Origin of the sequence: Methanoregula sp. (assembly GCF_028679125.1) — an archaeon.
Taxonomy (GTDB): domain Archaea; phylum Halobacteriota; class Methanomicrobia; order Methanomicrobiales; family Methanospirillaceae; genus Methanoregula.
Map to the genome: position 1 here is coordinate 24,855 of NZ_JAJRCG010000018.1, position 12,154 is coordinate 37,008.

Sequence of the window (12,154 nt, forward strand, 5' to 3'; positions counted from 1 at the left end):
CCGTATTATCGGATGCCGGACGAGTAATTATGCAGTTCTCCGAATGGGAACCCCACTACCGCGAGATCCTTGAGTACTTCGGATTCGACCGGGCAGGGGACGAGGAGGCAGCCCGGCTCCTTGCCTCGCTTCTCGACCGCGACAACCTCCTCTCGCTCGCCGCCCTCACCGAAGGAAACGAGGTGACGGTCTGCGGGAACGCTCCCTGCCTGAAGAAGGAACTGGGAAAAATCAAGGGCATCGTGTTTGCTGCGGATGCAGCAGCGGAAGTCCTCGAAGACAACGGCATCCGGCCGGACGCAGTCTTCACGGATCTTGACGGGACAACCGACCGGCTTCTCGATATGAACCGCGAGGGAACGATCGTGATCGTCCATGCGCACGGTGACAATATCCCCCTCCTGAAGCACTGGGTTCCCCGGTTCCCCGGCAACATTGTCGGGACAACGCAGGCCGCCCCGCTCCCCCATGTCCACAACTTCGGCGGGTTCACGGATGGCGACCGGGCGGTCTTTGCCGCCGAGGAATTCGGGGCCTTGCACGTCACGCTGGTCGGCTTCGACCTTGATGATAAGAACGTGGACCCGATGAAACGCGGGAAACTCCACTGGGCGAGAAAACTCCTTGCCCTGATCGGGTACCAGGCATGAGTGCGACCGCGTTCATCCTTGACGGGTACGTGGACGAACCTGCCTGTCTCGGCGTTCCCCCGTATATTTCGCCCTATATCCGCACGGTTGCCGGGGCACTCATCGCTCACGGTCATACGGTCGGGTATCTCACCATCGACCAGCTGAGGAAGGATCCTATGCGGACCGCCGACCTGAACAAGGCATCCCTGCTGGTCATGATTGCGGGGGTCACGGTGCCGGGGAAGTACCTTGGTGGCACGCCCGCCACGCTCACCGAGATCCAGCAGATCGGCCACATGGTGCGGGGGCCAAAGAAACTGATCGGCGGCCCCATCGGGTTCGGCTACGCGGGGGAAGGCGGTCAGAAGGCGATCCGCCAGGTGATCAGCGGCTTTAACGCTTTCATGACCGGTGAACCTGCGGTTGCGCTGGACAATTACCTCACGGGCAACGGCCCGGCCGGGACGCTCGATTATTCCCGTACCGACCCGTGGAGCGTGGCGGGCAGCGGAATCATTGAGCAGCACCCCGATTACCCGTACGTGATGTGCGAGCTGGAGACCGCCCGGGGCTGCTCCCACGGTGCATCGGGCGGGTGCTCGTTCTGCACGGAGCCGTTCTATGGCATGCCGAAGTACCGGAACATTCCTGCGGTTGCGGAAGAGGTGGCTGCCCTTTCTGCTCACGGGGCACGGCACTTCCGGGTAGGGCGTCAGCCTGACATCCTTGCGTACGGTGCGGGGAGCGGGGAATACCCGGCGCCGGAACCGGCAAAGATCGAGGCCCTTTTTTCAGCAATCCGCACGGCAGCTCCTGATCTTGCAACACTGCACATCGACAACACCAACCCGGAGACGATAGCCCGACACGAGGATGCTGCCCGGGAGGCCCTGCGTGCTATCATCCGGCATCATACTTCGGGCGATGTTGCTGCCTTCGGGATGGAGACGGCCGATCCTGCCGTTGTTGCTGCGAACAACCTCAAGGCACAGGCGGATGACGTGTTCCGGGCCATTGAGATCGTCAACGAAGAGGGTGGGAAGCGCCGGGACAACGTGCCCGAGCTGCTGCCCGGCCTGAACTTTGTCTGCGGGCTTGCCGGTGAAACGGAACAGACCTATGACCTGAACGAGCAGTTCCTCGCCCGCGTACTGAAGGCCGGCCTCTCGGTCCGGCGGGTGAATATCCGTCAGGTGATGCCCTTTGAAGGTACGCCTGCTTACACCAGCAACACGCTCGGGAAACACGACCGCAGGTTCAAACAGTTCAAGGAGTTTGTCCGGAACAGGATCGATCTCCCGATGCTCCAGCGGGTCTTCCCCATCGGCACCGTGCTCCGGAATGTGCGGATCGAAGTGTCCGGGGATCTCTCGTTCGGCCGGCAGATGGGATCGTATCCGATCCTTGCCGGCATTCCCGTCCGGCTTCCCGAGCGGAGCGTGATCGATGCTGTTGTCGTTGACTGGGGCATGCGTTCGATCACGGCACTGCCGGCCCCGGTGCCGGTTAACACGCTTCCCGCCGCTGCGATCAAATGGCTGCCGGGTGTGGGGAAGATGAAGGTGGCTGCTGTGATCGCCAAGCGGCCGTTTAAGGATCTTGCAGCGTACCGGAAGATTGCGGGGAACTCGGCGATTGACGAGCTCATGAAATTTTAAAAACCGGCGTTTTCCCTTCTCCTCCTTTTCCCCCTTCCCTGTTACCTGCTCCAGGAGCCCCCACCTGCCGCTTGTAATGACGGGGGTGGGGGGTCGGGCAGATATTTTGGCCCTCACTGAATATCAGCGGTCTGCGAAGATCTTCACCGTAAAATTTCAGGATTTTTCCCTGTTTCCAACCGGCATCCGTACCAAAAAAGTGGTCCGACCCCCTACATCCCCTTCCCGTTTTCCCGTAAAATCCTGCTGTTTTACGACGTGAAACACAGGGAATCCTGTCTTTTTTGTATGTAGGGGGTCGGATGCATTAAATGGGTACTGATCCCGCCTCTCCCTCAAGGAAAACTCAGATAAAATAATGCACACCGGGTCTTCCCGAACAGAAACCCGGTCTGAACCTGAGAAGAAAATCCGTGAAAACGGCCTTAAACCTGCCGGAGTTCCGTGACCTTCAGGATATCCGTCCGGGTCACGATCCCGACAATCTTCCCGTCAGCAACAACCGGGATCCGGCCGATATCTTTGGCCGACATGATCCGGAGAGCGTCAATAACCGGGGCCGTCGGGGGGAGCGTGATGAGGTCTTTTGTCATGATGTCCCGGACCTGCATGGCCTCGCGGTCGATGGGCGAGGTCCTGTTCACGTCAGCGAGTGTGATCATCCCGACCAGTGTGTCCCGCTCGATCACGGGGAAGCCAAGGTGCTTGCTTGAGTACATCATGGCAATCACCTGGCTGACCGGCATGGTCGAACCGACGGTTGTCACGGGAGTGCTCATCATGGAGCCTACGGACACATCCTGGAGGAGGTGACTGTATTTCACGGCACTCGACTCCATGTTTGCCCCGATGTAAATGAAGAGGGCGATCAGGATCAGGAACGGCGAGAAGGCAAAGAGGCCGATGATCCCAAAGACGATGGCAAAACCCTTCCCGATATCCGCAGCGATCTTGGTTGCCTGGTGCAGGGGCATCCGCTTGGCAAGCCAGGCCCGGAGCACCCTGCCGCCGTCCATGGGGAATGCCGGGATGAGGTTGAAGGCGCAGAGGATGATGTTGAGCACGCCCAGGTACCCGAGGATGAAGATGAGCACGCCCGCCCATCCCGGATCGGTTGTGACTGACGGAACGGCATAGATCAGCAGGGAACAGATGAGCCCGAAAATGAGGCTCGCGATCGGCCCGACAATCGCCATGGGAAGTTCGGCCTTCGGGTCGGGAACGCCTTCCTCCATGGTCGCGATGCCGCCGAAGATCATCAGGGTGATGCTGTTGATCGCAATGCCCTTTGCCCGTGCCACCAGCGAATGGGCCAGCTCGTGCACGAGGACCCCGAAGAAGAGACCGAAGGCCACGATCGTCCCGAGCACGTACGGCATGTACCCCGCCGTTGCGATCGAGACGTCGATCGGGACCTGGTAGATCTCCCTGAGCATGTCGATGGTGAGGGTGATCTGGCTGCCGATGATCCAGGCAAAGAGCGGGATCACCAGCAGGAACGTGTAGTGGATCAGGATCGGAATCCCAAATAAACGCCCGATACGAAACGATCCGTCCATAATAAAGGGTTATCTTTTTAACTCTTAAGTATATACTTTCATCTGATAACGATGGAAACCCAGATTACCGAACTGTTCCAGCTGCAGATCTATACGGACAAGGGTATGTTCATTGGTGAGGTCGAAGATGTCGTCATCGATGTTGACTCCAAGAAGATTGAGTCGCTTGTCGTCAGTAAGGTCAACGACCAGCTCTTCGAGCTCAAGAACTTCAAGGGTCTCAAGATTCCCTACCGGATCATCAGCGCAATCGACGACATTGTCCTGATCCGCCACCTGCCCGGTGCGTTTGCCGGCGGCAACGGCGGGGAAGAAGAATAAGCCAACAGGCACGCGAGAACAGCGGGAGAATCACCCCCATATTTTCGTACTCCCGCAGGGTACTTTTATGGAAAACCGGGAAATCTTCTCTACGATAACCGCTATCGCTCCTGTTTTTGTACGGCTTGACGGCAGGGCATTCCACCGTCTCACGGACACGCTCGGGCTTGAGAAGCCGTTCGACGAGTTCTTCCATAAGGCGATGGTGACGGCCTGCACCTCGCTGGTTTCCGACAGCGGGCTGAACCCGGATCTTGCCTACACGTTCTCGGACGAGATCAGCCTCTATTTCACGAAACTCCCGTTCTCCGGCCGGGTGGAGAAGATCGATTCGGTGGCGGCCTCCTTTGCAGCCAGTTCCTTTACTCTCGCCCTTGGCGGGACGACGCTTGTTGCTTTCGATGCCCGGGTCATCCCGGCAACCCCGGAATATGCCATCGAGTACCTGGTCAACCGGCAGAACGAGGCGTGGCGCAACCACATCAATGCCTATTGCCAGCAGGCACTCATCGAGGAAGGGATGGATGCGAAGAAGGCCGCAGAGCAGCTCAAGGGTCTCCAGTCAAAGGATCTTCACGAGATGATGCATATCCGGGGCTTCAACCTCGCCACTACCCCGGCATGGCAGCGGAGGGGTACGCTCGTGTACAAGAAGCTCACCGAGAAGGAAGGGTTCAACCCGATAACAAAGGAGACGGTGGTTGCCGAGCGGAGTGCGGTTACCGCGGAGCCTGAACTGCCGTTGTTTACCACGCCGGACGGGCAGGCATTTTTAAGAAAGATCCTGGGATCCGGGCAGGGCTGACACGCCCCCCGCCGTACCGAACCTGCACCTCCGTCGTGAGCGGATCGCCCGGGTGAGCAGGTATCTCATCGTGTAATCTCGTTTCTCATCCTGCGAGTTTACCGTTATATTCAGCCGGTCTCTTGTCTCCACCGTTTTTTAGTATCCAAATCTTTTTTAACCCGCGTTTGCAAATGTTCCAAAATACCGTCATAAATCCGTTTAAACACGATTCCGTCTCAATTATATTGATTTTTTCAAAAAAGAAAGTATAAATACAACTATAGTAAACTATCCCCTATCCAAAGGAGGTGTTGTTCTGTTCGATTGGGGATGGCTTATTCAGCTCATCATTGCAGTCCTCCAGGCTATTGCACAGAATCTGCCCGTATAACCGGGCAGCCTGGAGCAGAGAAAAATTCCACTCCTTTTCAATACGATCCTTCTGGAATCGGATCATCCAAAGTTCATCAGAACGAATGCAAGTCACGTACAAGGGGAATTTCTAAAAAAGAACCGGAGGGGACGACTGAATCACTCAGCCTTCCCAATCCCGACAATCATCGCAACGCCTTCCACGTCCCACTCCTTGACGGATGCAAAGCGTGATGCATCGGGCTTTGATCCGTCTTGTGAAAACACGAAGGACTTTGCCCGGACCTCGTCGCCGATCATGGCAATGGCAGCACCGGTGTTGATCAGGGCAAGCACCCGCCTGTCGCCAACCGCTACTTCTGCATTGATATTGTCCTCGACTGCGAGATCGAGCTGCTTCCTCATGTCCTGGATCCGCCGGATCACTTCGCGTGCATAGCCTTCCGCTTCGAGATCCGGGGTGAGGGCAACGTCCACGTACACCATCGCATCGGTCATGGGGGCCGAGAAGAGATCTGCCGGGAGCTTCTCGGTGAAGGTCACGTGTTCGCTGCCGATCTCGAAGACCGCCCCCTCGCTCTCCAGCCGGAACTTCTGCCCGGCATCGACCGCGGCCTTGATCGCGTTGCCGTCAGCCGCCTCGATGAGGCCCTTGATTTTGAACGAGTCCTTGCCGAACCCTTTTCCGAGGGCCTTCATGACCGGCTCGGCATGCCAGCCGATCCGATCCCACCGGCCCATGACCACGGTGACCTTGCGGGCATTAGCCCGGTCCATGCAGACCGTATTGAGCCGCCCGATGGCAGCCTTCACCGGCTCGGCACTGGTGACCACCGTTACTTCAGAGACCGGCCACCGGAGTTTCCGCTTGCCGGCCTGCCGGGCATTTGCCGATGCCTCGTCGAACGAGCGGACGATCTCGACTGCATGTTCCAGATCCTGGTCCAGGAGCGTTGATTCCCCGGCATTCCAGTCGAGCATATGGATGCTTGCGGGATCGTTCGCACACCGGAGGTTCTGGTAGAGTTCCTCGGTGATGTGCGGGCAGAAAGGGGCAAGAAGCCCGGTCAGCCGGCGCATCACGTAATACATCGTCTCGTACGCAAAGACCTTCTGCTCGGACTCGCCCTCGAGCCACATCCGGGGCCGGACGAGCTGGACGTACCAGCGCGAGAGGTCTTCGAGGATGAAGTTCAGAAGTTCGCGGGTTGCCCGGTGGAGCTGGCACTCCTTGGTCGCGGTATCGACAATGGATGCGACCGTGTTGATTCGTGAAATGATGAACCGGTCCTCGTCCGGCATCTGCCGGATATGGGCCCGGATATACGCATCGTCCCAGACCCCGTTCTTTGACGCGGGCTCGAACCTGTCGAGGATCATATAGGGCAGCGGGAAGCGGTACACGTTCCAGAGAATGTTCATCGCCCGGTTGACGGTACCGACGCTCTCCCAGTTGAACTTCAGGTCGTCCCACGGTGCCGATGAGGAGAGAACATAGAGCCGGAGCACGTCCACGCCGACCTTCCCGATCACATCGCCCGGGCTCACCACGTTCCCGAGACTTTTACTCATCTTCTTGCCCTCTGCGTCAAGGGCAAACCCGTGCATGCAGACGCTCTTGTAGGGCGCCTTGCCGAAAGCGATGGTGCTTGCGCCCAGCTGGGAGTAGAACCAGCCCCGGGTCTGGTCCTGCCCTTCAGTGATGAAGTCCGCAGGCCAGTATTTTTCAAAGTCCTGCGTGTTCTTCGGGAACCCGAGCGTTGCCCACGAGGCGACCCCGGAGTCGAACCAGACGTCGAAGATATCCCCGACCCGCTTCATCGTGCCGCCACAGGTGCACGGGATGGTAATTTCATCGACATACGGGCGGTGGGGATCGGTAAGCGGTTTGCCGCTCAGTTTTTCCAGTTCCGCGATGGTGCCTACCACCTTGTAGGTGTCGCACTTGTCGCAGACCCAGACCGGGATCGGGATGCCCCAGTAGCGCTGGCGGGAGATGCACCAGTCGCGGGCCTCCTTGATCCAGTCATAGAACCGGGCGCTGCCGGCCCACTCGGGATACCACGTCACCTTCTCCACTTCCGAGAGCATCAGATCCCGCATCTCGGAAGCCTTCAGGAACCACTGCGATGTTGCCCGGAAGATGATGGGGGTCTTGCACCGCCAGCAGTGGCCGTACCGGTGTGTGACCATCTCCTTTGCCAGCAGGTAACTGCCAAGGGCTGCAAGCACATTATCGTTTGACTCCCTGACAACCTGGCCGGCAAAGATCCCGGCCTCGTTCCGGAACTTCCCGGCACCGTCAACGGGGCAGACGATGGGCAGGCCTTCCTTGGTCCCGAGCACGTAGTCGTCCCAGCCGTGGCCGGGGGCGATATGGACCATACCGGTATTTTCGAGGGCAACGAAATCTGCCGCAACGACCCGGTGCTGGATCTCCCGCTGTAAGGGCACCTGCTCCTTGAGGGGGGACTCGTATGTCCACCCGATGAGTTCAGCGCCCTTCTTCTTCTCCACGACCGCGTAGTCCTTGAACCGGCCCTTCTTCAGCACGGTCTTGACGAGGGGCTCTGCTATCCAGAGATACTCCTCTTTTCCATCTTTCTTGGCGAGTACTCTCGCGTACTCGAACTCTTTTGAGACTGCCACCGCTACGTTGGCCGGCAGGGTCCACGGAGTCGTTGTCCAGATGACGAGGAACTCATTGGTCTTTCCGATGAGGGGGAACTTGACGAAGACCGAGGGGTCGGTCTCGTCCCAGTACTCCACTTCGGCGTCCGCGATCGCCGTCTCGCACCGGGGGCACCAGTTCACGACCCGGTTGCCGCGTTCGACCATACCCCGTTCCTGTGCCTTCGCCAGCGTCCACCACGCCGCTTCGATATACTCGGTCTTCACGGTCTGGTATGCGCCCGGGAAGTCGAGCCAGATACCGAGACTCGCAAACTGTTCGTCCATCAGCAGTTTGTTCTTGATCGCGAACTCCCGGCACTTCTCGATGAACGGCTGGATGCCGAACGTCTCGATGTCTTTTTTGGAGGTGAACCCGAGCGCCTGCTCGACCTTCACTTCAATGGGGAGGCCGTGCATGTCGTAGCCGGCCCGGTCAATGACATTGCGGCCGTTCATCCGGTAATACCGCAGGATGGAATCCTTGATGATCTTGTTCCACGCGGTCCCGATGTGGATCTCCCCGGTGGTATACGGTGGCCCGTCCACGAAGAAGAACGGCTTGCCTCCGGCCCGGTGCTGCTTGACAGTCTTGTAGGTATCGCGGGTGCGCCAGTACTCCTGCACCCCGCGTTCTATCTCCTGCGCATTGAAGTTCGCGGTGACTTCCTTCAAAAAAACCCCTCGTGAAATTCCCTGCATCCGTATGGACGGTGGAATATGCGATAGATACGTTGGTGCCACTGCACAAAGTAGTTTTCTTGGATGTGGCTGATATCACGGGAACCGGAACTTCCCGGCAGGCACCCGGATCTCGAACCGGGCACCGTTTCCATAGGTTCCGGTCTCCCGGATCGTGATGCCCGTTATTGAGAGGATCTCTTTGATGAGGAACATCCCGAGGCCGGTATGTTTCCCGAAACCCTTGAGGAAGATCTTCTCTTTCTCCTCAGGGAGGACTCCTGCACCGTCATCCTCGTACACCAGGAGGAGATCCGGGTCTCCCTGCCGGACTGACAGCCGGATTGAGGATATCTGCGTTCCCCCGTGCCGGAGGGAATTGTCGATGAGGTTGTAGAAGACCTGCCCGATCATGGGATCCGTAAAGATCCTGACAGGCCCGGTCTCGCAGCGGAGACGGATCTTCTCTCCTGCATACGACTCCGCAGCCTGTGCAAACGTGCTCTCTACACTCTTCCATTCAGGTTTTTTCTGGCCGAGATCCTGGTAGTCCCGGGCGAACTCCAGCTGGAACCGGATCACCTCGAGGCTCTTTTTCATGGCAGTGATATGCGTGGAAGCCTTGGGATCCCGGTTATCCATCTCCAGCAGATCGAGATATGCGCCAAGGGCGGTTATCTGGTTGAATATATCATGCCGGGTGAGTGCTGAGAGCAGCATCAGCTTGTTGTTTGCCGCCTCGATCGCCTCCTCGGCAAGCCGCTGGTCCGTAATATCGTGGAAGCTGAAGACCCGTCCGATCGTCTGGTCGCCGATACGCTGCGGGTGGACGAAGACCTCGTAGATCCTTCCGGTTTTGAACCTGAGATCCGGGGTGACAACCTGTTCGGCAGATTCCGAAAGAGGGGTGACACGTGTCAGGAAACCTGCCGGGTCCTCAAGAAGAGGGGAGACCTGTCCTGTGAAGATCTCTGCTCCCGGGGCCTCTGTTGGTGGCTGGACCGGGAGGTTCAGGATCCCGGCAGCTTTCCGGTTATATGCCCGGATCACGCCTTCCCGGTCAACAACCACGATTCCATCAGCAGTGGATTCGAACGTTGCTTTCTGGAGGGAATTGGCCTGGCGGAGCTCGAAAGTCCGCTCATTTACCACGGCTTCAAGGTGATTCTTATGATCCAGGAGTTCCTGCTCAGCCTGTTTCTTGCGGTCGATGAACCAGATGATGGACCCGAGAAGGACCGTACCCACGCAGCTGATGATGATGAACGGGATCAGGGTGAGGATTCCGGCACTGTCCGGGGGTACACCCCCCGTGGGTTGCCGGCCTGAGAGAAAGACAGGTACTACCAGTTCGATGAGCGCAACGCCAATCCCTAGAAGGAGAAGCCGGACACTGTGCTGTCCGGGTAACCGGATCCATGACTGGCCGGAATAGAAGACCGTTCCCAGCAGGATCCCGCACATGACGGTCAGGAAATCCGATGTTGCCAGGGATCCGGTCGATGTAGCGCTCGCGGCAAGAAGAACGCTGGCGACAAATACCGCGGATACCGGTCCCCCGACGACCGCTGCAAGCGGTACGAGAATGACATTAAACCCGATGACCGATCCGCCGGAGTCCTGCCAGAGCGCCGGGATACTGATGACCGCCGTCACCCCGAAGACAAGCGCAACACAGAGTGAGTATACAAGCTGCGACCGGGAACGTATCGAATCCGGGATGAAATAGTAGAGCAGGATCAGGGCGGCGATGATTGCAAAGTTCTGGACCATGGTCCGCAACAGGTCCAGTGACAATAACGGCAGTTCGATCATCGTGCTGTTTTCCTCTCCCCGTGTTCGTGCCCGTATTACCCGGATCTGTTCATCTGCACTTCCTTGCCATTACCGGCAATTTTTAAGACCCTGTCCGATTAGCAGTCAATCGGCATTACCCTATAAAAAATGATTCCATGCCCGGAGTGTAATTATTCCCGGGTTGTGCTTTATTAGCTGGACCGCGTAACACTTCGTACAGCAGCGTGCAGGACGGAAGAGATCATGGAATCCTATCCACTACTTCTCGGCGGGGAGAAGAAAGAGACAAAAGAGACCATTCCGGTCCGGTTTCCCTATACCGGGGAACTCTATTGCAATGTCAGCCAGGCAACGAACAGCGACCTGAAAGCGGCCGTGACTCATGCCGTGGCAGGTTTTGAGAAGACGAAACGTCTCCCAACACATGCCCGTGCAGAGATCCTCCAGAACCTTGCCGATGAGATTCACAGGCGATCTGCGGAGCTCATCGATGTCATGATCATGGAGGGGGGCAAGACCCTGAAGTTCGCAACAACCGAGGTCGCTCGTGCAGAGGTAACCGTGCGGGCCTCCGCGGAAGAGGCTAAACGGATCTACGGCGAGATCATCCCCCTTGACCTGAGCGCTGACACGGTCGGAAGGACCGGTTTCCTCCGCCGGTTCCCGCTCGGGCCGGTTGTCGGCATCGTTCCCTTCAACTTCCCGCTCAACCTCGCCTGCCACAAGCTCGCCCCGGCGATCGCGGCCGGGAATTCCGTGGTGCTCAAGCCTGCGTCTGCAACGCCGGTATCGAGCCTGCTTCTCGGGGAGATGGTCCTTGCCGCCGGATTGCCAAAGGAAGCGCTCAGCGTGGTCCCGTGCGCCAGCGTCCGGGCCGAACAGCTGGCCCGCGATCCCCGGGTTGCCTGCCTCTCGTTCACCGGCAGCTGTGCGGTTGGCTGGCACCTGCGGGAGATTGCCGGCAGGAAGAAGGTGGGGCTGGAACTGGGCGGGAACGCGGCGGCGATTGTCCACGAGGACGCGAACCTCCCGTATGCAGCCCAGCGGATCGTGACCGGGGGATTCACCAACGCCGGGCAGGTCTGCATCTCGGTCCAGCGGGTGCTTGCCCAGAAGTCGGTTTACGAGGAGCTCGTAGAGCAGATCCTCGCGGGTACGAAAGCCCTTAAGGTTGGCGATCCCCGCGATCCGGCAACGGACGTGGGCCCGATGATCGACCGGCTGAAGGCAGAGGAGGCCTACCGGAAGGTGCAGGAGGCGATCCGGCAGGGTGCCCGGGCACTCACCGGGGGCACGCTCGAAGAGACGATGTTTGCTCCTACGGTGCTGGCCGATACAAAACCTGAAATGCGGGTGAACCGCGAGGAAGTCTTTGCCCCGGTCATCTCGGTTGCGCCGTATGATACGTTCGATGATGCCATGAGGATCGCAAACACAGGTGAGTACGGGCTCCAGGTTGGTATCTTCACGCAGAATATCAACCGGGCCATGCGGGCTTTCTCCGAGATGGACGTGGGGGGCGTGATGGTGAACGACATTCCCACGTTCCGCACCGACCAGATGCCGTACGGCGGGGCGAAGGGTTCGGGGCTTGGCCGCGAGGGTCCCCGCTTTGCCATTGAAGAGATGAGCGAGCTCCGCCTGATGGTGATCAACCGGATGGGTGGGATGGAATAA

General features: G+C 58.5%; 8 protein-coding genes. 5 read left to right on the plus strand and 3 right to left on the minus strand.

The annotated features are described in order from the left end of the window. Window positions 1–29: 29 nt before the first annotated feature. Both LUQ43_RS10890 and LUQ43_RS10895 read left to right on the plus strand, forming a co-directional pair. Complete coding sequence (locus tag LUQ43_RS10890; protein ID WP_299967477.1) at window positions 30–650, plus strand: 6-hydroxymethylpterin diphosphokinase MptE-like protein; 621 nt, start codon at window positions 30–32, stop codon at window positions 648–650. Then, window positions 647–2,290 carry a radical SAM protein gene (locus LUQ43_RS10895; RefSeq protein WP_299967480.1) on the plus strand — a complete coding sequence of 548 codons (1,644 nt, stop codon included), beginning with the start codon at window positions 647–649 and terminating at the stop codon, window positions 2,288–2,290. Before LUQ43_RS10890 ends, LUQ43_RS10895 begins: the two co-directional genes overlap by 4 nt. Before the next feature lie 425 nt (window positions 2,291–2,715). Here LUQ43_RS10895 and LUQ43_RS10900 read toward each other — a convergent pair whose 3' ends face one another. Continuing rightward, window positions 2,716–3,849 carry a CBS domain-containing protein gene (locus tag LUQ43_RS10900; protein ID WP_299967483.1) on the minus strand — a complete coding sequence of 378 codons (1,134 nt, stop codon included), beginning with the start codon at window positions 3,847–3,849 and terminating at the stop codon, window positions 2,716–2,718. Between the two features lie 51 nt (window positions 3,850–3,900). Here LUQ43_RS10900 and LUQ43_RS10905 point away from each other — a divergent pair, with 51 nt between their 5' ends. Continuing rightward, on the plus strand, window positions 3,901–4,170 hold the full coding sequence (locus LUQ43_RS10905) for a PRC-barrel domain-containing protein (RefSeq protein ID WP_299967486.1): 270 nt from the start codon (window positions 3,901–3,903) through the stop codon (window positions 4,168–4,170). A 67-nt stretch (window positions 4,171–4,237) separates the two neighbouring features. Continuing rightward, window positions 4,238–4,975 (plus strand): tRNA(His) guanylyltransferase Thg1 family protein, encoded by a 738-nt coding sequence (locus tag LUQ43_RS10910; RefSeq protein WP_299967488.1) that lies wholly within the window; start codon window positions 4,238–4,240, stop codon window positions 4,973–4,975. Between the two features lie 513 nt (window positions 4,976–5,488). Here the strand turns inward: LUQ43_RS10910 and ileS are convergent. Further along, window positions 5,489–8,674, minus strand: a complete 3,186-nt coding sequence (gene ileS, locus LUQ43_RS10915; protein WP_299967491.1) for an isoleucine--tRNA ligase — start codon at window positions 8,672–8,674, stop codon at window positions 5,489–5,491. A 102-nt stretch (window positions 8,675–8,776) separates the two neighbouring features. Further along, a complete protein-coding gene (locus LUQ43_RS10920) occupies window positions 8,777–10,495 on the minus strand; it encodes an ATP-binding protein (RefSeq protein WP_299967494.1) in 1,719 nt (572 codons plus the stop codon). Window positions 10,496–10,720: 225 nt separating this feature from the next. On the opposite strand from LUQ43_RS10920, the gene LUQ43_RS10925 reads away from it, so the two are divergent. Then, a complete protein-coding gene (locus tag LUQ43_RS10925) occupies window positions 10,721–12,154 on the plus strand; it encodes an aldehyde dehydrogenase family protein (protein WP_299967497.1) in 1,434 nt (477 codons plus the stop codon).

What these genes read in the sequence shown, in the direction of transcription:
- LUQ43_RS10900 (WP_299967483.1), bottom strand. Translation starts at nt 3,849, where the DNA reads ATGGACGGATCGTTTCGTATCGGGCGTTTATTTGGGATTCCGATCCTG.
- LUQ43_RS10895 (WP_299967480.1), top strand. Translation starts at nt 647, where the DNA reads ATGAGTGCGACCGCGTTCATCCTTGACGGGTACGTGGACGAACCTGCC.
- LUQ43_RS10925 (WP_299967497.1), top strand. Translation starts at nt 10,721, where the DNA reads ATGGAATCCTATCCACTACTTCTCGGCGGGGAGAAGAAAGAGACAAAA.
- LUQ43_RS10910 (WP_299967488.1), top strand. Translation starts at nt 4,238, where the DNA reads ATGGAAAACCGGGAAATCTTCTCTACGATAACCGCTATCGCTCCTGTT.
- LUQ43_RS10890 (WP_299967477.1), top strand. Translation starts at nt 30, where the DNA reads ATGCAGTTCTCCGAATGGGAACCCCACTACCGCGAGATCCTTGAGTAC.
- LUQ43_RS10905 (WP_299967486.1), top strand. Translation starts at nt 3,901, where the DNA reads ATGGAAACCCAGATTACCGAACTGTTCCAGCTGCAGATCTATACGGAC.
- LUQ43_RS10920 (WP_299967494.1), bottom strand. Translation starts at nt 10,495, where the DNA reads ATGATCGAACTGCCGTTATTGTCACTGGACCTGTTGCGGACCATGGTC.